The 21911-nt window shown below is 66.6% G+C and carries 25 protein-coding genes; 18 read left to right on the top strand and 7 right to left on the bottom strand.

Annotated elements, in window-relative coordinates; translation table 11 throughout:
* Window positions 1-33 precede the first annotated feature (33 nt).
* Window positions 34-1044, bottom strand: a complete 1011-nt coding sequence (locus RVU70_RS06690; protein ID WP_363350301.1) for an NAD-dependent epimerase/dehydratase family protein — start codon at window positions 1042-1044, stop codon at window positions 34-36.
* Window positions 1045-1156: 112 nt separating this feature from the next.
* Here RVU70_RS06690 and RVU70_RS06695 point away from each other — a divergent pair, with 112 nt between their 5' ends.
* Complete coding sequence (locus tag RVU70_RS06695; protein ID WP_363350302.1) at window positions 1157-1762, top strand: cytochrome b/b6 domain-containing protein; 606 nt, start codon at window positions 1157-1159, stop codon at window positions 1760-1762.
* A gap of 202 nt (window positions 1763-1964) precedes the next feature.
* Window positions 1965-2168 carry a hypothetical protein gene (locus RVU70_RS06700; protein ID WP_363350303.1) on the top strand — a complete coding sequence of 68 codons (204 nt, stop codon included), beginning with the start codon at window positions 1965-1967 and terminating at the stop codon, window positions 2166-2168.
* Here RVU70_RS06700 and truA read toward each other — a convergent pair.
* The 3 genes from truA to def form a co-directional block, all read right to left on the bottom strand.
* Window positions 2162-2899: a tRNA pseudouridine(38-40) synthase TruA gene (gene truA / locus RVU70_RS06705; protein ID WP_363350304.1), complete on the bottom strand. Its 738-nt coding sequence runs from the start codon at window positions 2897-2899 to the stop codon at window positions 2162-2164. The two genes, RVU70_RS06700 and truA, sit on opposite strands and share 7 nt — an antisense overlap.
* A 161-nt stretch (window positions 2900-3060) precedes the next feature.
* On the bottom strand, window positions 3061-3987 hold the full coding sequence (fmt, locus tag RVU70_RS06710; protein WP_363350305.1) for a methionyl-tRNA formyltransferase: 927 nt from the start codon (window positions 3985-3987) through the stop codon (window positions 3061-3063).
* Between the two features lie 3 nt (window positions 3988-3990).
* Window positions 3991-4554 carry a peptide deformylase gene (gene def, locus RVU70_RS06715; RefSeq protein WP_363350306.1) on the bottom strand — a complete coding sequence of 188 codons (564 nt, stop codon included), beginning with the start codon at window positions 4552-4554 and terminating at the stop codon, window positions 3991-3993.
* Between the two features lie 176 nt (window positions 4555-4730).
* On the opposite strand from def, the gene RVU70_RS06720 reads away from it, so the two are divergent.
* Both RVU70_RS06720 and RVU70_RS06725 read left to right on the top strand, forming a co-directional pair.
* The gene (locus RVU70_RS06720) at window positions 4731-5291 is read left to right on the top strand and encodes a LemA family protein (RefSeq protein ID WP_363350307.1); all 561 of its coding nucleotides are present in this window, start codon (window positions 4731-4733) and stop codon (window positions 5289-5291) included.
* 119 nt (window positions 5292-5410) lie between these two features.
* Window positions 5411-6520: a M48 family metallopeptidase gene (locus tag RVU70_RS06725; RefSeq protein WP_363350308.1), complete on the top strand. Its 1110-nt coding sequence runs from the start codon at window positions 5411-5413 to the stop codon at window positions 6518-6520.
* Between the two features lie 10 nt (window positions 6521-6530).
* On the opposite strand, the gene irrA is transcribed toward RVU70_RS06725, so the two are convergent.
* Window positions 6531-6980, bottom strand: a complete 450-nt coding sequence (gene irrA, locus RVU70_RS06730) for an iron response transcriptional regulator IrrA (protein WP_363350309.1) — start codon at window positions 6978-6980, stop codon at window positions 6531-6533.
* Window positions 6981-7271: 291 nt separating this feature from the next.
* On the opposite strand from irrA, the gene fabA reads away from it, so the two are divergent.
* The 4 genes from fabA to RVU70_RS06750 all read left to right on the top strand — a co-directional run bounded on the left by fabA (window position 7272) and on the right by RVU70_RS06750 (window position 10489).
* Window positions 7272-7793, top strand: coding sequence for a 3-hydroxyacyl-[acyl-carrier-protein] dehydratase FabA (gene fabA / locus RVU70_RS06735; RefSeq protein WP_363350310.1), 522 nt, complete (start codon window positions 7272-7274; stop codon window positions 7791-7793).
* Window positions 7794-7982: 189 nt separating this feature from the next.
* The gene (gene fabB, locus RVU70_RS06740) at window positions 7983-9206 is read left to right on the top strand and encodes a beta-ketoacyl-ACP synthase I (RefSeq protein ID WP_363350311.1); all 1224 of its coding nucleotides are present in this window, start codon (window positions 7983-7985) and stop codon (window positions 9204-9206) included.
* Between the two features lie 133 nt (window positions 9207-9339).
* Window positions 9340-10149, top strand: coding sequence for an enoyl-ACP reductase FabI (gene fabI / locus RVU70_RS06745; protein WP_363350312.1), 810 nt, complete (start codon window positions 9340-9342; stop codon window positions 10147-10149).
* Window positions 10150-10165: 16 nt separating this feature from the next.
* A complete protein-coding gene (locus RVU70_RS06750; RefSeq protein WP_363350313.1) occupies window positions 10166-10489 on the top strand; it encodes a cytochrome c in 324 nt (107 codons plus the stop codon).
* A gap of 3 nt (window positions 10490-10492) precedes the next feature.
* On the opposite strand, the gene RVU70_RS06755 is transcribed toward RVU70_RS06750, so the two are convergent.
* Window positions 10493-10615, bottom strand: coding sequence for a hypothetical protein (locus RVU70_RS06755; protein WP_363350314.1), 123 nt, complete (start codon window positions 10613-10615; stop codon window positions 10493-10495).
* Between the two features lie 322 nt (window positions 10616-10937).
* On the opposite strand from RVU70_RS06755, the gene RVU70_RS06760 reads away from it, so the two are divergent.
* From RVU70_RS06760 to phoB, 10 genes are all read left to right on the top strand, one after another.
* Window positions 10938-11792: a hypothetical protein gene (locus RVU70_RS06760; protein ID WP_363350315.1), complete on the top strand. Its 855-nt coding sequence runs from the start codon at window positions 10938-10940 to the stop codon at window positions 11790-11792.
* The gene (locus RVU70_RS06765) at window positions 11719-13254 is read left to right on the top strand and encodes a DNA polymerase Y family protein (protein ID WP_363350316.1); all 1536 of its coding nucleotides are present in this window, start codon (window positions 11719-11721) and stop codon (window positions 13252-13254) included. The genes RVU70_RS06760 and RVU70_RS06765 overlap by 74 nt, the downstream gene beginning before the upstream one ends.
* Before the next feature lie 129 nt (window positions 13255-13383).
* Window positions 13384-14448: a lysylphosphatidylglycerol synthase domain-containing protein gene (locus RVU70_RS06770; protein ID WP_363350317.1), complete on the top strand. Its 1065-nt coding sequence runs from the start codon at window positions 13384-13386 to the stop codon at window positions 14446-14448.
* Between the two features lie 26 nt (window positions 14449-14474).
* Complete coding sequence (locus RVU70_RS06775; RefSeq protein WP_363350318.1) at window positions 14475-15542, top strand: ATP-binding protein; 1068 nt, start codon at window positions 14475-14477, stop codon at window positions 15540-15542.
* A 140-nt stretch (window positions 15543-15682) separates the two neighbouring features.
* Window positions 15683-16729: a phosphate ABC transporter substrate-binding protein PstS gene (gene pstS, locus RVU70_RS06780; RefSeq protein WP_363350319.1), complete on the top strand. Its 1047-nt coding sequence runs from the start codon at window positions 15683-15685 to the stop codon at window positions 16727-16729.
* Window positions 16730-16886: 157 nt separating this feature from the next.
* On the top strand, window positions 16887-17876 hold the full coding sequence (gene pstC, locus RVU70_RS06785) for a phosphate ABC transporter permease subunit PstC (RefSeq protein WP_405044878.1): 990 nt from the start codon (window positions 16887-16889) through the stop codon (window positions 17874-17876).
* Between the two features lie 11 nt (window positions 17877-17887).
* Window positions 17888-18727, top strand: coding sequence for a phosphate ABC transporter permease PstA (gene pstA / locus RVU70_RS06790; RefSeq protein WP_363350321.1), 840 nt, complete (start codon window positions 17888-17890; stop codon window positions 18725-18727).
* Complete coding sequence (gene pstB / locus RVU70_RS06795) at window positions 18727-19509, top strand: phosphate ABC transporter ATP-binding protein PstB (RefSeq protein WP_363350322.1); 783 nt, start codon at window positions 18727-18729, stop codon at window positions 19507-19509. Before pstA ends, pstB begins: the two co-directional genes overlap by 1 nt.
* A 13-nt stretch (window positions 19510-19522) precedes the next feature.
* Window positions 19523-20239, top strand: a complete 717-nt coding sequence (gene phoU / locus RVU70_RS06800) for a phosphate signaling complex protein PhoU (RefSeq protein ID WP_363350323.1) — start codon at window positions 19523-19525, stop codon at window positions 20237-20239.
* A complete protein-coding gene (gene phoB / locus RVU70_RS06805; RefSeq protein ID WP_363350324.1) occupies window positions 20236-20982 on the top strand; it encodes a phosphate regulon transcriptional regulator PhoB in 747 nt (248 codons plus the stop codon). Before phoU ends, phoB begins: the two co-directional genes overlap by 4 nt.
* A 27-nt stretch (window positions 20983-21009) precedes the next feature.
* On the opposite strand, the gene RVU70_RS06810 is transcribed toward phoB, so the two are convergent.
* Window positions 21010-21552, bottom strand: a complete 543-nt coding sequence (locus RVU70_RS06810; RefSeq protein ID WP_363350325.1) for a GcrA family cell cycle regulator — start codon at window positions 21550-21552, stop codon at window positions 21010-21012.
* Between the last annotated feature and the right edge of the window lie 359 nt (window positions 21553-21911).

Below are 21911 nucleotides of genomic sequence, written 5' to 3' on the forward strand. Positions count from 1 at the left end.
CGCCTTGACGTTTTTAACTTGCGCATACGACAATCAAATTTGCAGCGGCCCATACTTGGCGCGATAGTCCCGATACCATTCGACCAGCGACTTCACGCCCTCCTCGACCGGGGTCTGCGGCCGATACCCAGTGAGCCGCTCCAAGAGGTCGGCGGAGGCGAAGGTGCGCGGCGCGTCGCCTTTCTGCATGTCGAGATAATTGCGGATCGCTTTTTTGCCGACGACCTTTTCCAGCGTATCGATGAAGTCGAGAAGCTGTACGGGCGCGCCGCCGCCGATATTCACCACGCGCCAGGGCGCAACGGGAGAGACGGAAGGGTCGCCGGCGTCGCGCTCGGGGACGCAGTCGACGAGCCGCGCCACCGCCTCGACGAGATCGTCGACATAGGTGAAGTCGCGCGACATGTTTCCGTGATTGTAGACGTCGATCGGGCGCCCGGCTTCGATGGCGTCGAGAAACTTCAACGGCGCCATGTCGGGGCGGCCCCAGGGGCCATAGACGGTAAAGAAGCGGAACAGCGTGGTCGGGATCGCCCATAGATGCGCATAGGAATGCGCCATGACCTCGCCGGCCTTCTTGCTCGCCGCATAGAGGGTCAGCGGATGGTCGGTGCGGTCGTCCTCGAAAAACGGCACGGTCGGGTTTGCGCCATAGACGGAGCTGGTCGAGGCGATGAGCAGATGGCGCGGCTTGAGGAGGCGCGCGATTTCCATCACGTTGAAAGCGCCGACGAGATTGGATTCGACATAGGCGCGCGGATTTTCGAGGCTGTAGCGCACGCCGGCCTGGGCGGCGAGGTGGATGATGACGTCCGGGGCGCTCTGCTCCGCGGCGTCCGTGAGCGCCGCCATATCTTCGAGCATGGCGACATTGTCGTGGTAGGTCTCATGCTGGAGAAGGATGTCGCGCCGCGCCTGTTTCAGCCGCGGATCGTAATAGGGCGTCAGCCCATCGAAGCCGTCGACCGTATGGCCCGCGGCCAGCAGCCGCCGCGCCAGATGAAAGCCGACGAATCCGGCCGCGCCAGTGATGAAAATGCGCATGCGTCGCCTTAAGATTGACGAGACGGGCGGCAAGTCCGGTTCTCGTCTTTGATCAATCCCCGCCGGGCTGTCAACGACGGGCGGGGCGCCCCGGCAGGATGCGGAGCCGAGCGTGAAGGAAGAAAAGCATGTCATTCACCCGCTCGCGTTGCGGGTGCTGCACTGGGTGAACGCGCTCGCCGTCATCATCATGATCTTGAGCGGCTGGCGCATCTATGACGCCGCGCCGATCTGGAATTTCGAGTTTCCGCGCGGCCTCACCCTCGGCGGCTGGCTCGCGGGCGCGCTCGCCTGGCATTTCGCCGCCATGTGGCTGCTCGGCGCAAATCTCGTCGCCTATCTTCTTTACGGCGTGCTCACGGGCCATTTTCGGCGTCGCCTGCTCCCGCTCTCGCTCGCCGGCGCCTGGCGCGACATTCGTGACGCCGTCGCCGGAGAAACCGCGCATGCGCCGGGATGCTACACAGCGGCGCAGCGCATCGCCTATGTCTTTGCGATCCTCGCCATCGTCGTCGCCATCCTCTCCGGCCTCGCGCTGTGGAAGCCGGTGCAGCTGCAGGAACTCGCCGCCGTCATGGGCGGCTATGAGGGGGCGCGGCGGGTGCACTTCTTCGCAATGACCGCACTGGTTCTTTTCATTCTCCTGCATGTCGCGCTGGCGGTGAGCGTCAAGGGCGTGTTGCGGCCGATGGTGACGGGCCGAGCCGAACCGGAGTGACGCAGCGGCGTAAATTGCACTTTTTCGAGAAGGATGATGCTCGATCGCAACTCAGAATAGCGGCCGCCGGAAAGCCGCCGCAATAAAAACGCCGCCGGGTCAATTGCTTGGCGCAACATCTCCTTCGTTTCGCGGCGTCATGGCGTCGGGCCAAGCCGGTTCGATTCGCCGGCGCGCGGGGGCGTTACCAGAGGGGATTTTCATGATCCAAAATGAACCCTGCGTTAACGGCATTCTTGCCGCCGTTCTGTCGGCGAGCGTCATTCCTTTGCATGGCGCGCTGGCCAAGGAGAAATCGGCGAGGCTTCAAAAAGCCATCGGCAAGTCCGCAAATGTGAAGTCCGTATGGCCGGACGCCCCGACAATCGCGGTCGTGAAGCGACAAGCGCCGTCGCCGGCTCAGTAATCGACCGCGACGAGATAGAGACCGTGCGGCGGCGCGACTTGTCCGCAGCGCGCACGGTCTTTCGCGACGAGGGCCGCTTCGAGATCGTCGGCGGTCCATTTGCCGGTCCCGACATGTTCCAGCGAACCGGCCATGGAGCGCACCTGATTGTGCAGGAAGGAGCGGGCGCAGGTGACGATTTTGATGCGGTCGCCCTCACGGCGCACGTCGAGCCGCTCCAATGTCCGGATCGGCGAATTGGCCTGGCATTCCGAGGCGCGGAAGGTTGTGAAGTCGAAGCGACCGACGAGCCGTTGCGCCGCGGCGTGCATCGCTTCGGCGTCGAGCGGGCGCTTGACGTGCCAGGCGCGTCCGAGCGTCACGGTGAGCGGCGCGCGGCGATTGTCGATCACATAGCGGTAATGGCGGCGGATCGCTGAAAAGCGCGCTTCGAACGTCTCTGGAACCGCCCGCGCCGCGAGCACGGCGATCGGGTCGGGTTTCAAATGCGCATTGAGCGCGTCGCGCAGGCGATCGACCCGCCACTCGCGGACGAGATCGACATGAGAGACCTGGCCGAGCGCGTGGACGCCGGCGTCCGTGCGACCCGCGCCGTGAATGACGGCGCGTTGGGCATTGATGGCGAGAACCGCCTCCTCCAGCCGCTGCTGCACGGAGACGCCGTTGGCCTGCCGCTGCCAGCCGACGAACGGCCCGCCGTCATATTCTATCGTCAGGGCGTAACGGGGCATTTAAGCGACGGGTTCGAACTGCCGAGGCGGCCTCGTCCTTCGAGACGCGAGCGTCGCTCGCTCCTCAGGATGAGGCCTGCGCGCTTGCCGCCAAGGACGACGTCCGAAAGGAGCCGCCGGAGACGGCGTCTCGACGCACGAGGGGCGACGCCACGCCTTTCTCATGCCAACACGGCGCCCCTGGCGAGCTGGCGGCCGCGCAGGAATTCCTCGATCCCCATCTCCCCCTTGCCGGCGCGCTGGACGCGCAGCAGGCGCAGCGCCCCCTCGCCGCAGGCGACGAGGCCTTCGTCGTCGAGAACCGCTCCCGGCGCGCCCTTGCCGTCCTCGATCTTCGTGCGCAACACTTTCACCCGCTCGCGGCCATGGCCGAGATCGGCCTCGAAAAAAGCCCCCGGAAAAGGCGCGAGGCCGCGCACGTGATTGTGCAGATCGCGCGCGCTCCGGCGCCAGTCGATGCGCGCTTCGGGTTTGTCGATCTTCTGGGCGTAGCAGGCGCCCTCTTCCCGCTGTGGCGTGAAGCGCAACTCGCCCTTGGCCAGAAGATCGAGCGCGTCGGCCATCAGCGGCGCGCCCAGCGCGGCGAGCCGGTCGTGCAGCTCGCCGGCCGTCATGTCCGGGCCGATGGGAGTTTTGGCGGTCAACGCGACCGGACCGGTGTCGAGCCCCGCGTCCATCTTCATCACCTCGACGCCGGTCTCGGCGTCGCCGGCCATGATGGCGCGCTGGATCGGCGCCGCGCCGCGCCAGCGCGGCAGCAGCGATCCATGCAGATTGAGACATCCATGTTTCGGCGCGTCGAGGATCGGCTGCGGCAGCAAAAGCCCGTAGGCCGCGACCACCGCGACATCGGCGCCGAGCGATTTAAACGCTTCCTGCTCCTCGGCGCCGCGCAGGCTCTTCGGCGTGCGCACGGGAAGCCCTTTGGCGTCGGCGAACTGATGAACGCTGGATTTCTTTTCCGACATTCCCCGTCCGGCGGGGCGCGGCGGCTGGGAATAGACCGCCGCGACCTCATGGCCGCGGGCGCAAATCTCTTTCAGCAGCGCCGTCGCGAAGTCCGGCGTGCCCATGAAGATGAGGCGCAATCGTCAGGCCCCGGCTTCTTCCGACTGGCGGGCGGCCTCGCGGCGCTGGGCCGCGATCTCGTCGAAGCGGGCCGCCTTCGCGAATTTCTTCACGACGCGCTCGCGTTTCAGGCGCGAGATATTGTCGATGAAGAGCCCGCCCTCGAGATGTTCGAGCTCATGCTGCACGACGGTCGCCAGCAGGCCGGCGGCGTCGAACTCCTGCGTCTTGCCGGCGCGGTCCAGATGGCGGACCCTGACCAGGGCCGGCCGCTTCACGTCGTCGAAATAATCCGGCACCGAGAGGCAGCCCTCGTTGTAGGAGGAAAGCTCCTCGGAGGCCCAGACGATCTCCGGATTGATGAGGAACAGCGGGTCGCGCTCCTCCTCGGACTTGCCGATGTCGACGACGACCATGCGCTTGGCCACGGCGACCTGAATGGCCGCGAGCCCGATGCCGGGCGCGGCGTACATGGTCTCCAGCATGTCGTCGAGAATCGTCAAGATCTCGGCGTTCACCCGCTCGACAGGGTCGGAGATCTTGCGCAGGCGCGGGTCGGGAAGGGTGAGGATCGGCAAAAGAGCCATAGTCGGTTTCTTTTAGGGTTCGCCGCATGTCGCGGAACTTGAGGCTTTGCGCCAAGAGATAGGCGTGAGCGGCCTTTCCGTCAAATGGATCGCCTTTGCCTCAAGGCCCGAGACGGCTAACATGAGCCGGTTCGGCCGAAGCGGTTGCGCGTAACGGCCGAGGGGAGGGTCGATCCATGGCGTTACTGGTTTTTCTCGGCCTCGTCGCCGCCGTCGGCTTGTGGCTCGTCGGCGTCTACAACGGGCTCGTCAATCTGCGGCAGCGCTCGCGCCAGGCCTTCTCCGATATCGCCGTCCAGCTGAAGCAACGCCACGACCTGGTTCCCAATCTCGTGGAGACCGTGAAGGGCTACGCGACCCACGAAAAGACCACGCTCGAGGACGTGATCCGGGCCCGCAACGCCGCCGTCGCCGCTTCGGGACCCAATGCGCAGGGCGCCGCCGAGGGGGCGCTCACGGGCGCGCTCTCCCGCCTCATCGCGCTGTCCGAGGCCTATCCGGACCTCAAGGCCAATCAGAACTTTCAAGAGCTGCAGGGAGAACTTGCCGATATCGAGAACAAGATCGCGGCGGCGCGGCGCTTCCTCAACAATACGGTCGCCGAATATAACGCCACCCGCGAGGGCTTTCCCGGCTTCCTGATCGCCCAGCGTTTCGGTTTCGAGCCCATGGATTATTTCAATCTCGACGCCGCCGAGCAGAAGGCGATCGAAGCCGCGCCGAAGGTGCAGTTCTGAACTTTCACGGTGGCGACCGAGCGATGCGGCGGGCGGGCGGCTATCGCGCCGCGTCGAGCGCAATGACGGTGGCAGCAAGCGCGAGTCTATAAAACTCGCTTTTCGGACAAGACCCGCCCATGTTCAAAGCCTATGGCCTCTATTCCCACATCCGCGCCAACCGGCTGAGGTCGGCCTTTCTGCTCGGCGGTTTCGTCGCGCTGCTTCTGGCGCTCATGTTCTCCTTCTCGCTGCTCTACGAGGCCGTCGCCTCGGGAGACGCGCCTTTCGACGTCATTCTCGCGCGGGCGAAAAGCGACTTTTTCTACAACTGGCCGGTGGGCGTCGCGGGGGCGGGCGCATGGTTCGTCATCGCCTATCTTTTCCATCAGCGGATGATCGACTTCGCCACCGGCGCCCGCGCCGTTAGCCGCGACGAATCGCCCAGGCTCTACAATCTCCTGGAAAATCTCTGCATCTCGCGCGGCGTTCCGATCCCCGCGCTTCAGATCCTCGAAAGCGACGCGCTCAACGCCTATGCTTCCGGCTTGAAGGAGGGCGAATACAAGATCGCGGTGACGCGCGGCCTGCTGGTCGAGCTCACCGACGCCGAAATCGAGGCGGTGCTCGCCCATGAGCTGACCCATATCCGCAACCGCGACGTTCAGCTCATGGTCATCGCGGTGATCTTCGCCGGCATTTTCGCCTTCGTGGCCGATCTCACGATCCGGCGGTGGGATTTCCCCTTCGGCTTTTCGCCCCACCGGCCGCCCGAGCGGGAGGATAATCGGCGCGAGAGCGGCGCGGGGCTCGCGATCCTCATCGCCCTGCTGGTCATCGCCTTGAGCTGGGGCGCCTCGGTGCTGATCCGCTTCGCGCTGTCGCGCTCGCGCGAGTTTCTCGCCGACGCGGGTTCTGTCGAGCTGACCAAGAACCCCGACGCGATGATTTCCGCCTTGCGCAAGATCGAGGCGCATGCGGTCATCCCGGCGATGCCGTCGCGCATGCACGCCTTCTTCATCGAAAGCCCGGCGCGCGTGCAGGAGTCGGGCTGGTTCTCGACCCATCCGAGCGTGGACGAACGCGTGCGCGCGCTGATCGACTACGCTGGCGGGCGGGACGTGGCGATCGCGCCTTCGGCCGACTCGTCTCCGATCGAGGGCAACCTGGCGGAAGTTCCGGCGCCAGAAAGCGCCTTCCTGCCGCGCGACGGCCGCCATCCGCTCGATCCGCAGGGACCCTGGGGCTGATCGGGGGCGATCACCCCTCTTCCCGTCGCAGCCGGACGACGACGTCCACCCGGTCGATGCGCAGGCCCTTGGGCGGCGTCGGCAGATTCGCCACGGTCACATTGGACCCCGGAATGTCGTGAAGCTCGCCGTCGTCCTCGACGAGGAAGTGGTGGTGGTCCTTGACGTTGGTGTCGAAATAGACGCGCGCCCCATCGACGGCGATTTCGCGCAACAGGCCCGCGTCCGTGAACTGATGCAACGTGTTGTAGACGGTTGCGAGCGACACCGAGAGATGGGCGGCGACGGCCTCGTCGAAGAGGCGCTCGGCCGTCACATGACGGTCGGCGCCGCGAAACAGAAGTTCGCCCAGCGCCAAGCGTTGCCGGGTCGGGCGCAGGCCGGCCCCGACGAGCATGTCGTGAACGGAATGGCGCTCGGGCAGGTCGGGGGAGAGCGGTCGGTTGGCGAAAGCGTCCATGGTCGGCGGCTCGTGAGACCTCAGGAATTATTTGACCTATACCAAAAACGCGCGCAAACCTCAACTTTCGCGAGGCTTTCCGGGCCGCTGGCCCGCCCGCGGAAAGCAGGCGCTTCCGGCGCGCCTCCGGCTATGTTACGGAACGTCGGCCCTTCAAAGAGCGGCGTGGCGTCCAGGTGGAACGCAGGCCGTCAAAAACAAGCGGGCGTCGCGTCCTTCAGCTTAAGGGCGGAGAGGCGCGAAAGGGATGGAAAGAGGGCTTTTCAAAGCTCCAGCGGAGGCGGTGAGACCATGAGCGAACGGCGCTCGTCATTCGGCTATGAGGATTTGTTGGCCTGTGGGCGCGAAGAGCTCTTCGGCCCGGGGAATGCGCAGCTGCCGCTGCCGCCGATGCTGATGTTCGACCGCATCACCGAGATTTTCGAAGAGGGCGGCGAGCACGGCAAGGGCTATATGCGCGCCGAACTCGACGTCAAGCCGAGCCTGTGGTTCTTCGACTGCCACTTCAAGGGCAATCCGGTCATGCCCGGCTGTCTCGGCCTCGACGCGCTGTGGCAGATGGTCGGCTTCTACCTCGCCTGGCTCGGCAACCCCGGCCGCGGCATGGCGCTCGGCGTCGGCGAAGTGAAGTTTTCAGGCCAGGTGCGACCGACGGCGAAGCTCGTCACTTATGGCGTCGACCTCAAGCGCGTTCGCACCGGCAAGCTCGTCCTCGGCATGGCCGACGGCTGGGTCGCGGTCGACGGCGAGCGCATTTACGAGGCGAAGGATCTGAAGGTCGGCCTCGCCAACGCGGCCGCAGCGGCGGCGTAAGTAAAGTAAGGCGGCTTCATCTTTCGAGACGCGCGTGGCGCGCCCAAAGGACGAGGTTGCAGATATTTCGACGGCGCGGGCCGGTTTTTCCTCACCCTTAAGGAGGAGGCGGCGTCGCCGCCGTCTCGACGGGCGAGGAAAACGCCCTCGGCGCCAAGGAAGCGGCGCGCGCCGCCAGGGGAGAGTAAGATGAGACGAGTCGTCGTCACCGGCATGGGCATCGTATCGTCGATCGGCAACACCACGCAGGAAGTGATCGCCTCCCTGCGGGAGGCGAAGTCGGGGATCGTGCGGGCGGAGAAATACGCCGAACTCGGCTTCCGCTCGCAGGTTCACGGCATGCCGACGCTCGACGCCGCGACCGTGGTCGACCGCCGCGCCATGCGCTTCCACGCGGCCGGCACCGCCTGGAACCATGTCGCCATGGAGCAGGCGATCAAGGACGCAGGCCTCTCGGAAGACGAGGTTTCCAACGAACGCACCGGCATCATCATGGGGTCGGGCGGGCCGTCGACTCGCACCATCGTCGAGTCGGCCGACGTCACCCGCACCAAAGGGCCCAAGCGCGTCGGCCCCTTCGCGGTGCCGAAATGCATGTCCTCGACCGCCTCGGCGACGCTCGCCGTGTGGTTCAAGATCAAGGGCGTGAATTATTCGATCTCCTCGGCCTGCGCGACCTCGAACCATTGCATCGGCAACGCCTATGAAATGATCCAGTACGGCAAGCAGGACGTCATCTTCGCCGGCGGCTGCGAGGAGCTCGAATGGGAGCTGTCCGTGCTCTTCGACGCCATGGGCGCCATGTCCTCGGCCTATAACGACCGGCCGGCGACGGCCTCGCGCGCCTATGACAAGAATCGCGACGGCTTCGTGATCGCCGGCGGCGCCGGCGTGCTGGTGCTCGAAGAATATGAACGCGCCAAGGCGCGCGGCGCCAAGATCTACGCCGAAGTCGCCGGCTATGGCGCGACCTCGGACGGCTACGACATGGTCGCGCCCTCGGGCGAAGGCGCGGTGCGTTGCATGCGCCAGGCGCTCGCCACGGTGAAATGTCCGATCGACTACATCAATCCGCACGCCACCTCGACGCCCGTCGGCGATTTGAAGGAGATCGAAGCGCTGCGCGAAGTGTTCGGCCGCGAGGACAAATGCCCGCCGATCGCCGCGACCAAGTCCTTGACCGGCCATTCGCTCGGCGCGACCGGCGTGCAGGAGGCGATTTATTCGCTGCTGATGATGCAGAACGGCTTCATCTGCGAGAGCGCAAACATCGAGGAGCTCGATCCGGAGTTCGCCGATATGCCGATCCTGCGCGAGCGCCGCGACAATGTGAAACTCGGCGCGGTTCTGTCGAACTCCTTCGGTTTCGGGGGCACCAACGCCACGCTGGTCTTCAAGCGGCCGGAGGCTTGAGAATTTATTAGAGATGCGCGGCGGTTTGCTTTGAGGCCCGCCGCGCGTTCGCGGCTTCGAAACAATTTGACGCGTTTGATGGGGCGAGGCGCTCAACCGCAAGAGCGCCCGCTCGCGATAGAGAAAGCATGTGATGACGGTTGCGACTGGTTTGATGCAGGGAAAGCGCGGGCTCGTTATGGGCGTCGCCAACGACCATTCGATCGCTTATGGAATCGCCCGCGTGCTTGCGCGCCAGGGCGCGACGCTCGCCTTCACCTATCAGGGCGAGGCGCTCGGCAAGCGCGTGAAGCCGCTCGCCGCGGAGTTGGGCTCCAATCTGGTCCTGCCATGCGACGTCGAGGATATCTCGACGGTCGACGATGTTTTCGCACGGCTCGAATATGATTGGGGCGAGATGGATTTCCTCGTTCATTCCATCGCCTATTCCGACAAGAGCGAATTGAAGGGGCTCTACGCCGACACCTCGCGCGAGAATTTCATCCGCACCATGGTCATCTCCTGCTTCTCCTTCACCGAGGCCGCGCGCCGCGCGGCCGCGTTGATGAAGAACGGCGGGTCGATGGTGACGGTGAGCTTCGGCGGCGGCACCCATGTCATGCCCAATTACAATGTGATGGGCGTCGCCAAGGCCGCGCTCGACTCGTCGGTGCGTTATCTCGCGGCGGACTACGGTCCGCGGGGCATTCGCGTCAACGCGATCTCGCCCGGCCCCGTGCGCACCATGGCGGGCGCGGGCATCACCGGCGCGCGCTCCATGGGGGCCTTCCAGAAGCAGCATTGCCCGCTGCGGCGAATGATCACGCTCGATGAAATCGGCGGCTCGGCGCTTTATTTCCTTTCCGAGCTCTCCGGCGGCGTCACCGGCGAGGTTCATCTCGTCGACGCCGGCTACAACATCATGCTGCAGCCGCGCCCGGAGGATTTGAACGGGACCGAGTAATTTTGGAGCGATGAAAATGCGATTGGCGTTTCTTTCGACCCTCGTCTTCCTCTCCCTCGCTCCTACCGCCGCTCTGGCCCAGGGCGGCGATCCGGCTGTCGGCGCGCGCCTCGCGCGAGAGACCTGCGCGAGCTGCCACGCCGTCGGCGCCGATCCGCACGCCAAGAGCCCCGATCCCAACGCGCCCGCCTTCGTCGACGTCGCCAAAATGCCCTCGGCGACGGAATTGTCGATCAAGGTCTTCCTGCGCTCCTCGCACCGGAACATGCCGAATTTCATTCTCTCGCCCGAGGAGGTCGATGGGGTGACGGCGTATATTCTGGGGCTGCGGAAGAAGTAGCGGTCAGATCATCTGCATGGGAATCCCGAGCGCGGGACCGGCGGCGAATAATTTCTGGTCCAGCGTGCAAAGGGTTGCGCCGTAGTCGGCGCAGATCGCGAGATGGGCGGCGTCGCCGCCGCGCAATCCGAGCGCGTATTGGTCGACAATGCAGCGCTCATCCCTCCCCTTTACGGGGAGGGTGGCCCCGCCGTCAGGCGGGGTCGGGTGGGGTAGGCCCCAGCCACAGCCTGGCGGCGCGAACCCCACCCGGCGGCCTTCGGCCGCCGATCTCCCCGTAAAGGGGAGGTATGCGCATGCACAGATGGCCGCTTCTCCTGAAACGCTGCGCAGCCGCAATGCGACGGTCCTGTGGGCATTTGACTCTTCGCTTGACTCTTTCCCGCATGAGAACAAATATCGAACAGCGCCGTGAGCGCCCTCTCCACTTTCGGGAATTTGACAACCGATGTCGCACAGCGGCGTTTCGGAACGCATCGGCTTTTTGCGCCGCCGCCTCGCCGCCATCGAGGCGCGCGACGCCGCGCCGGCGCGGCTCGGGCCCCTCCTTGGCGCCTCCCCCGCCGGCCTGGACGCCGGGGCCTCCCTCGACGCGCTGTTCGCCGCCGGCCACGGCAATTTGAGCGAAATCCTCCCCGCCCGGGCGCCGGACGCGCCGGCGGCGGCGGCCTTCGCTCTCGCCATGGCGCTGCGGGCGCGGGCGGCGCGCGGCGGCGGCGCGCTGGTTGTCATTCTCGAAGATCTCGGCGCGCAGGAATTCGGCCTGCCTTATGGCCGCGGCCTGGCGCAGGCCGGACTCGACCTTTCCAGCTTCGCGCTGATCCGGACCCGCCGGCCGCGCGAAACCCTCTGGGCGATGGAGGAAGCGCTGAAAAGCCCCGCCTGCGCGGCGGTCGTCGCAGAGACCTTCCTGAACACGAAGCTCTATGACCTCGCCGCCTCGCGCCGGCTGTTGCTCGCCGCGCGGCGCGGCGGCGCCCTTGCCCTTCTGGCGCCGCTCGCGCCGCCGCAGGGGCCCGATTCCGCGCGCTTTTCCAGCGCCGCCGGGCTGCGCGTCGAAATCGCCGCCGCGCCCCCGCCGATCCTTCCCTCGCGCCCGCCGCTCTCCCCCGTCGCGCCCTTCCTGTGGCGGCTGCGCCTCATCAAGGCGCGCGCCGGCCTTTGGGGGGAGATCGATCCGGCGCAGTGGCGCGACATCGCCTTCGACCCCGAAAAAGCAGCGTTCCGCCATGCGTTTCCTGAGCGTTTTCCTGCCGAGGCTCGCGACCGACCGGCTGCTGCGCCGGCGCGCCGCCGCGCCTGACGCCTTCGCCCTCTACGCCAAAACGAAGGGCGCGGAGCGGCTGACCGCCGTCGACGCCGGCGCGCAGCGGCTCGGCCTGCTGCCGGGCATGGCGGTCGCCGACGCGCGCGCCCGCTGCCCGGCGCTCGAACTCGCCGAGGCCGATGCCCAAGCCGACGCCGCGCTCATCGACGCGCTCGCCGACTGGAGCCGCCGCTTCACCCCGCTCGCCGCGCCCGACCCGCCGGACGGCCTGCTGCTCGACGTGACGGGCGCCGCCCATCTGTTCGGCGGCGAGGCGACGCTCGTCGACGAGGTCGAAGCGCGCCTCGGCCGGCTCAAGTTTTCGGCGCGCGCGGCGATTGCGCCCGGCCCGGCGCTGGCGCGCGCGCTCACGCGTTTCTCCAGCCGGCGGCTCGTCGCCGACGCCGCGCCGCAAGCGGAGATCGACGGCCTCGCGGCGGCCTTGCCCGTCGAGGCGCTGGGGCTCGAGGCGGAGGCGGTCGCCGGATTGCGGCGCGCCGGACTGCGCCGCATCGGCGATCTGCTCGAGCGCCCCCGCGCGCCGCTCGCGGCGCGATTCGGGCAGGCGGCGCTGGCGCGGCTCGACGCGCTGACCTGCCGCCTGCGCGATCCGATCCGCCCGCGCTTCGAGGCGCCGGCCTTCATCGCCGAGCGCCGCTTTCCCGACGGGCTGACCCGGCGCGAGGACATCGAGGCGACGCTCGAGCGCCTCGCCGCCGATCTCTGCCCGCTGCTCGAACGCGCCGGCGTCGGCGCGCGCCGGCTCGAAGCGGTCTTCTACCGCGTCGACGGCGCGGTGAAGCGCCTCGCCGCCGGAACCAGCCGGCCGCTGCGCGATCCCGTCCGCCTCGCCGCCCTCCTCGGCGAGCGCCTGGCGGCGGCAGCGGAAGAGGGGCTCGACACCGGCTATGGCTTCGACGTGCTGCGGCTCTGCGCCACGGAAACGGAGACGACGGCGCCGCCGCAGACCGCCTTCGTCACGCCGCAAGGGAGCCGCGGCGGGGCGGGCGAAGACGCCGATCTCGGCGACCTCCTCGACCGGCTCGGGGCGCGGCTCGGCCTGCGCCGCGTGCTGCGCCTTCACGCCGAAGCGGCGCATCTGCCGGAATTCGCGGTCGCCGCCGTCCCGGCCGCTTATGGGCCGCCAAGGGTCTTCCCGCCGCAGGAGACGGTTCGGCCGTTGCGGCTGTTCGAGCGCCCGGAGCCGATCGAGGCCATTGCTTTGTTCCCGGACGGCCCGCCGCTCAAGTTCCGCTGGCGGCGCCTGCTGCATGACGTCGTCGCCTTCGAGGGGCCGGAGCGCATCGCTCCGCCCTGGTGGGGCGAAGCCGAGACAGGCCCGACGCGCGACTATTTTCATGCGCAGGACCGGGACGGCCAACTGTTCTGGCTGTTCCGGGAAGGTCTTTACGGCCGCGAGACGGACAATCCGCGCTGGTTCGTGCATGGTCTGTCGTAAGCGCAGCTTGACTCGGGGCGTTTCACTCCCAAGCTAGAAAGGGCTATCGCGTCATGCCGGCGTCATCTTTGTTGCGGATGGAGTCTTGGCGCGGCGGCCTGTGCGGGCGGCCGGGCGAGTGAGTAGTCAATGCAGGAAGACGAGGACCTCGCAATTTCTCCCCAAGCTGGCCTGCCGGCCGTCGTGCGGCGCAAGGGCTTTTTCGAAACGCTGCAGCAGCGCCTGCCGCATGGCGCGACCCATCTTCTGGGCGCCCTCGCGAGCGTCGCCCTGTTCGCCGTCGCGGCCTCTATCCTCGCAAACGTCCTCTCCAACATCCGCTTCGCGGATGTGGTCGAGGCCCTGAAGAACACCAGCGGCGGCCAGATTCTGGCCGCGCTGTTCTTCACCGCCCTCTCCTATCTGTCGCTCACCGGCTATGACGTCGCCGCCTTGCGCCAGATCCGCCATCGCGCGCCCTATCGCGTCACGGCGCTCGCGTCCTTCGCGAGCTACGCCATCGCCTTCAATCTGGGCTTCCCGATCGTGACGGGCGCGGCGGTGCGCTACTGGATTTATTCGCGCGTGTCGATGTCCGCCCTGCAGGTCGCGAATGTCACCGTGATCACCGGCGTCACCTTCTGGCTCGGCATGACGGCCGTGATCGGCTTCACCCTGGTCAGGGGCGCCGAAGCGCTCGCCGCGCTCGATCATCTCCCCGCCGCGCTGCATATGGCGGTCGGCGTCCTGGTGCTGTCGGCGGTCGCCGGCTATTGCGCCTGGGTCGCGCTCGAGCCGCGCCGGATCCGCCTGCGCGGCCATGTGCTGGAGTTGCCAGGACCCGGCTCGACGCTCGCGCAGCTCGTCGTCGGCGCGGCCGATCTCTGCGCCGCGGCGGCCGCGCTCTACGTGCTGCTGCCGGCGGGCGTCGATCTGAATTTCACGGCCTTTCTCGCCGTCTATGTTCTCGCCTGCATCCTCGGCGTCGTCAGCCATGCGCCGGGCGGCATCGGCGTTTTCGAGGCGACCATGCTGCACGCCCTGCCGGGCGCGTCGCAGGGCAGCGTGCTGGCCTCGTTGCTGCTCTTCCGCATCGTCTATTATTTTGTTCCTTTCATCGCCGCGCTCGCCGTGCTCGGCGCCGACGAAGGCCGGCGGCGCTGGGGCGCGCTGCGCGAGGCCGTGGCGCGCATCATCGAAGAGCGCGCGCCGTAACGTACGGAAAAAGCTCAGAGCGCTTCATGCCGCAACCCAAATGGCCCGCCGAGGACATGCTCGGCCCGGTGATCGAGGCGCTGCCCGAGCCCGTCTTCGTCATCGACGCCGAGACGCATGCGCTCGCCTTCAACGCCGCCGCGCAGGCGCTGGCCCCCGCGCTGCGCGTCGGCGAGCCCTTGTCGCGCAGCCTGCGCTCGCCCGACATGCTCGACGCCGCCATGCGCGTCGTGGCCGGCGGCGAGGCGGAGAAAGCCGCCTGGACCGAACGCCTGCCGGTGGAGCGCTGGTTCGAAGCCCATATCGCGCCGGTGCGTTTCGAAGGCTTCCGCACGGCGGCGATGATCAGCCTGCGCGACCTCACCGAGGCGCATCGCATCGAACGCATGCGCGTGGATTTCGTCGCCAACGCCAGCCATGAATTGCGCACGCCGCTGTCGTCGCTGCTCGGCTTCGTGGAAACGCTGCAGGGCCCGGCCAAGAACGACCCCACGGCGCGCGAGCGCTTCCTCGGGATCATGCGCGAACAGGCGCAGCGCATGGCGCGCCTCATCGACGATCTGCTGTCGCTTTCGCGCATCGAGCAGCACATGCATGTGCGCCCGGTGGAAGCGGTCGATTTCACCGTGCTCGTCGCCCATATCGTGGATACGCTCACGCCCATGGCGGAGGAAAACGGCGTGCCGATCGCCCTGGAGCTCGAGCCCAACGTCATCGTCCCCGGCGATCGCGACGAACTCGCCCGCGTCGTGGAGAATCTCATCGAGAACGCCCTGAAATACGGCCGATCGGAAGGCGAGGCGCGGCCCATCGAGATTACGCTCGCCCGCAGGGGCGTCAGCGCCGTCTTCTCCGTGCGCGACCATGGCCCGGGCATCTCCCCCGAGCATCTTCCGCGCCTCACCGAGCGCTTTTACCGCGTGGACGCCGGAAAGAGCCGGGCCAAGGGCGGGACCGGCCTCGGCCTCGCCATCGTCAAACACATTGTGCTGCGCCATCGCGGCCGTCTCGGGATCGACTCCGCGCCGGAAGCCGGCGCGCTGTTCCGCGTGACCCTGCCGGCGATCGAGGGAACGCCCGCGAACTCGACATAAACGATTGATTCAAAAACTAATTTTTTGTCATATTCCTGTTAGATAACTGTCACAAAACCCTCTTGGCCGCCCGCTAGAACCTCGGCCGTGATGGGCGCGAAGGGGCGCCCGAGTTTTCTCGAGCTTGAAAGCGATCTCGAATGATCTCCAGGATTTTCACGCGCGCCGCCATCGCGGCGACGGCGTTCGCCGCCATGACGGGCGCGGCTCTGGCGCTGGACATTTCCGGCGCGGGCGCGACCTTCCCCTATCCCATCTACGCCAAATGGGCGGAAACCTATAAGAAGGAGACCGGAAACGGTCTGAATTATCAGTCGATCGGCTCTGGCGGCGGCATCAAGCAGATCAAGGCCCGCACCGTGACGTTCGGCGCCTCGGACCAGCCCCTCAAGGCCGAGGATCTCCAGGCCGCCAATCTCATCCAGTGGCCGCAGGTCATCGGCGGCATCGTGCCGGTCGTCAATCTCGACGGCGTCGCGCCGGGCGAGCTCGTGCTCGACGGGCCGACCCTCGCGAAGATTTTCCTCGGCGAGATTACGAGCTGGGACGACGCGGCGATCAAGAAGCTCAACGCCAAAGCCAAGCTCTCGGCGACGCCGATCGTCGTCGTGCATCGTTCGGACGGCTCCGGCACGACCTTCAACTTTACGAATTATCTTTCCAAGGTCTCCGACGACTGGAAGACCAAGGTCGGCGAGAATTCGGCGGTCGAATGGCCGGCCGGCATCGGCGCCAAGGGCAATGAGGGCGTCGCCAACAACGTCTCCAACACCAAAGGCGCGATCGGCTATGTCGAATACGCCTACGCCAAGCAGAACAAGCTGACCTACACGAAGATGATCAACGCCGCCGGCAAGGTCGTCGCGCCGGGCCTGGAGAGCTTCCAGTCCGCCGCCGCGAGCGCCGACTGGGCGAAGTCGCCGGGCTTCTATCAGATCATCACCAATGAGCCGGGCGCGAAGTCCTGGCCGATTTCGGCTGCGACGTTCATCCTGCTGCCCAAGGACTCGAAGGACGAGGCGGCGGCCGCCGAAGCCTTGAAGTTCTTCGGCTGGGCTTTCGCCAATGGCGGAAAGGCCGCGGAGGAGCTCGATTACATCCCCATGCCCAAGACCGTCGTCGAGCTCATCAAAAAGAGCTGGGGCGAGGTCAAGGGCGCGGACGGCAAGGCGCTCGCGGCGCATTGAGCCGAGCGCAGGCCGCGTTGCGGTCGGCGCGCAGGCGGTTCAAAACGGAGGCCGCCTGAAAGATGACAGACGCCGGCTGCGTTCAAGGGAGCCGGCGTCGGGAGTTGCAAAGACCATGACCGAACCCGTCTCGCGCGGCTCGAGTGGAGTGGACAACATGTCGGATGTCGCATTGGAGAGCGCTGTCGCCCGGCCCGCGGTCACCGACCGCGCCAAGGCCCTTGCCGGCATCGCGCTCCTCGACCGCATCTTCTTTCAAGTGACCCGCGCGGCGGCGGTCATCGTGCTCGTCATTCTGGGCGGCGTGATCCTGTCGCTGGTCCTTGGCTCGCTGCCAGCCCTGCAGGCCTTCGGGCCAGGCTTCCTGATCTCCCAGTCGTGGAACCCCGTCACCGAGAAATTCGGCGCGCTGCCGGCGATCTACGGCACGCTCGTCACGTCGGGCGTCGCCATGCTGATCGCCGTGCCGGTCGGACTGGGGATCGCGACCTTCCTGACCGAATTATGCCCCCACCGGCTACGGCGCCCGATCGGCATCGCGATCGAGCTTCTCGCGGGCATTCCGTCGATCATTTACGGCATCTGGGGCCTCTTCGTCTTCGCGCCTTTCGTTCAGACCTATGTGCAGCCCGGCCTGATCTCGCTTTTCAGCGACGTGCCGGTGCTCTCCTCGCTTTTCGCCGGCCCTCCCTATGGTATCGGCATGCTGACGGCGGGCTTCATCCTGGCGATCATGGTGCTGCCCTTCATCGCGTCGATCTCACGCGACGTCTTCGAAACCGTGCCGCCCGTTCTCAAGGAGGCGGCCGCCGGCATCGGCTGCACGACCTGGGAAATGATGCGCTATGTCGTCATCCCCTACACGCGCGTCGGCGTCATCGGCGGGGTGATGCTGGCGCTCGGGCGCGCGCTCGGCGAAACCATGGCGGTCACCTTCGTCATCGGCAACGCCCACAAGGTGTCGCCGTCGCTGCTCGCCCCCGGCACGACCATATCGGCGACCATCGCCAATGAATTCACCGAAGCCGTCGGCGACGTCTACACGTCGTCGCTCATCGCGCTCGGCCTCATCCTATTCCTTCTGACCTTCGTCGTGCTGGCGATCGCGCGTTACATGCTGATGCGCCTCGAACGCAAAGCGGCTTAAGGAGCAGCGCCATGTCGCTTTACGCCACGCGCCGCAAGCGGAATTCGCTGGCGACCAGCCTTGCCTGGGCGGCCGCTCTTTTTGGCATCGCCTGGCTTTTCCTCATCCTCGCGTCGCTGCTTTATGAAGGCCTGCGCGGGCTGTCGCTTGCGGTCTTCACCGAAATGACGCCGCCGCCGGGCAGCAAGGGCGGCCTGTTGAACGCCATCGCTGGATCGCTGGTCATGACCGCAATCGGCGTTGCGATCGGCACGCCGCTCGGCATGCTCGCCGGCACCTATATGGCGGAATATGGCCGTTACACCAAGCTCGCGATGGTCGTGCGGTTCATCAACGACATTCTGCTCAGCGCGCCGTCGATCGTGATCGGCCTCTTCGTCTATGAAGTCCTCGTGCATCCCATGGGGCACTTCTCGGGCGTCTCCGGGGCCGTCGCGCTCTCCCTGCTCGTCATCCCCGTCGTGTTGCGCACCACCGAGGACATGCTGCTGCTGGTGCCGGGATCGATGCGCGAGGCGGCCGCCGCGCTCGGCGCGCCACGCTCCCATGTCGTCGCGCATGTCGCCTATCGCGCCGCCAAGGCGGGCTTGGTGACGGGCGTGCTGCTCGCGGTGGCGCGCGTCTCCGGCGAAACCGCGCCGCTGCTCTTCACCGCGCTCAACAATCAGTTCTGGAGCAGCGATCTCCTGGCGCCGATGGCGAGCCTCCCGGTCGTCATCTTCCAGTTCGCTTTGTCGCCCTACAAAGACTGGCAGCAGCTCGCCTGGACCGGCGCGCTGCTGATCACCGCCGCCGTCCTCGCTCTCTCGATCACAGCCCGCGCGCTCAGCGCCGGTCGGAGAAAATCGTGATGAACGCCCCCGCACAGGTCAAAGAACACGCCGCCAAGATTTCGGTCCAGGGCCTGGATTTCTTTTACGGCGCGTCAAAGGCGCTGAAATCCATTTCGCTGCCGCTGCAGACGCATAAGGTCACGGCCTTCATCGGTCCCTCTGGCTGCGGAAAGTCGACGCTGCTGCGGGTCTTAAACCGCATGTACGACCTCTACCCCGGCCAACGCGCCGAGGGCGAGGTGCTGCTCGACGGCGAGAATATTCTCGATCCGGCGATCGACATCAATGCGCTGCGCGCGCGCGTCGGCATGATCTTCCAGAAGCCGACGCCCTTCCCGATGTCGATCTATGAGAACATCGCCTTCGGCGTTCGCCTTTACGAGAAATTGTCGCGCGCCGACATGGACCAGCGCGTCGAGGAAGCCTTGCGCGGCGCGGCGCTCTGGGACGAGGTGAAGGACAAGCTGCACACGAGCGGGCTCGGGCTTTCGGGCGGCCAGCAGCAGCGCCTGTGCATCGCGCGCAGCGTCGCCGTGCAGCCGGAGGTGATCCTCTTCGACGAGCCCTGCTCCGCCCTCGACCCGATCTCCACGGCCAAAGTGGAGGAGCTCATCGAGGAGCTCGCCAACGACTATACGATCGCCATCGTCACCCACAACATGCAGCAGGCCGTGCGCGTCTCCGACTATACGGCCTTCATGTATCTCGGCGAGCTCGTCGAATTCGGCGACACCGACGAGGTCTTCAACAAGCCGCGCGAAAAGCGCACCCAGGATTACATCACCGGCCGCTTCGGGTGAGGAAGGACATCGCATGAGCGAACATATCGTCAAGTCCTACGACCGCGATCTCGAGGCGCTGGGCCGCCGTATTTCCGAGATGGGCGGCGTCGCCGAGAAGATGCTGGCGGAGGCCATGGACGCTTTGTCGATGCTCGACGTCGACCTGGCCCAGCGCGTCGTCGCGAGCGACGCGCGCCTCGACATTCTCCAGCGCGAGATCGAAGAGAACGCCGTGCTGACGATCGCGCGGCGCCAGCCTCTGGCGGTCGATCTGCGCGAATGCATCGCCGCGATCCGCATTTCCGGCGACATCGAGCGGATCGGCGATCTCGCGAAGAACATCGCCAAGCGCACGCTGAAGATCGCCACCGAAGCGCGGCTGCCGCGCGCCATTGTCGGCTTGCGGTCGATGCACGAGGTCGCGGCGACGCAGCTCAAGGACGCGCTCGACGCCTATGCGCTGCGCGACGTGGAGCGCGCCCGCGCGGTGTGGGAGAACGACGCCGATCTCGACGCGCTGGAAGACAGCGTGTTCCGCGACCTCTTGACCTTCATGATGGAGGACCCGCGCAACATCTCCTTTTGCACGCATCTCCTCTTCTGCTCGAAGAACCTCGAACGCATCGGCGACCACACGACCAATATTTCGGAGACGGTCGTCTATCTCGCCACCGGCGAAAGCCTGCCGATGGAGCGGCCGAAATCCCGCATCGGCCTCCGCGGATCGGAACAAGACGTCGCGCAATGAACGAAACCATTATTCAAACCCTTCCCCGCGAAGGCCGGGCCGATCGCCCGCCGCGCATTCTCGTTGTCGAGGACGAGGTCCCGCTCGCCACGCTGCTCGTCTATAATCTCGAAGCTGAAGGCTATCAGGTCGAGCATGTCGACAATGGCGACGAGGCGGAACTGCGCATTGCGGAATCGCCGCCCGACCTTCTGCTGCTCGACTGGATGCTGCCCGGCGTCTCGGGTCTCGAAATCTGCCGGCGGCTGCGCGCCCGCGACGTCGCCCGCGACATGCCGATCATCATGCTGACCGCGCGCGGCGAAGAGGGCGAACGCGTGCGGGGCCTGTCGGTCGGCGCGGACGACTATGTCGTGAAGCCCTTCTCGACGCCCGAACTGATGGCCCGCGTGCGCGCGCTGTTGCGACGCGCCCGGCCGGAGCGCGTCGCCTCGCGGCTGACGGCGGGGGACATCGACCTCGACCGCGAAACGCGTCGGGTGCGCCGCTCGGGCCGCGAGATCCATCTCGGCCCGACCGAGTTCCGCCTGCTGGAATATCTGATGGAGAAGCCCGGCCGCGTGTTCACGCGGGCGCAGTTGCTCGACAGCGTCTGGGGCATGTCGGCTGAAATCGACGAGCGCACGGTCGACGTCCATGTCGGGCGCCTGCGCAAGGCGCTCATCCGCGGGCGGGAGAAGGATCCGATCCGCACCGTGCGCGGTTCGGGCTATTCCTTCGACGAGACCTTCGGCCGCGAGTGAAGGCCGGACCGCCGAACTCGGGAAGGATTACGCGAAGCGCGGGGCCTTGAGATCGCGGGCGCGGCGGCGATCCTGCGCCGGCTGATAGGCGACGCGCGCATGATGGGCGCAATAGGGGCCGGCGCCGATCGGCGACTTCGCCCCGCAGAAGCGGAAATCCGGCGTCGTCGGATCGCCCATCGGCCAGCGGCACATGGATTCGCGCAACTCCATCAGCGTGACGCGCTCCGACATGGGAATGACGACCTCCTCGGCCTCCGGCGCGACGCGGGCGACGACCATGGCCTGCGGCGCAAAGGCCAGGGCGACATTGCCATGGACCGCGTGGCCCCCGGCGCGCGGCGCGGCGACGACCGGGGCGGTCGCCGGCTGGCGGGCCGTCCCCTTCGCCGCGCGCGGGCGCTGCGCGGCCGCTGTCTTGGCGCGTTCGGCGAGGCCGAGGCGGTGAATCTTGCCAATGACCGCGTTGCGCGTGATGCCGGGGCCCAGCTCGGCGGCCACCTGGCTCGCGCTGAGGCCGTCGCTCCAAAGCTTGCGCAACAGATCGACTCTTTCCTCGGTCCAAGACATAATTTGACCTCCAAGCGGTCGATTCGAACGCGCCGCCGACGGAATCCACCATCCGTCGCTGCGCCGGGATCTCCGGCGGCGATGAGACGCGCATCGAGACTCGAGAAGCGCCCTGCGGCTTTGAAAAACGCGTCCGCAACGGCGAAAACTGACCATCCTTTTGAATCACGGGTCCGAGTCGCTGGCAAGCAGAAGGGGGCGTTCTCAACAGGCTTTCATGCGCTTTCGCGCGCCGGTGTGGCCCAGGCGACTCACTTGCGCGCTTTTTTCGAGGAAAATCGACTGTAAAGTCTCCGGCCCAGGCAAGGCCTCGCCCCTGCGGCAGGATTTGACCGAAGCCGCCCGCGCGCATAAAATCA

It is taken from the genome of Methylocystis echinoides, from assembly GCF_040687965.1.
Lineage (GTDB): Bacteria > Pseudomonadota > Alphaproteobacteria > Rhizobiales > Beijerinckiaceae > Methylocystis > Methylocystis echinoides_A.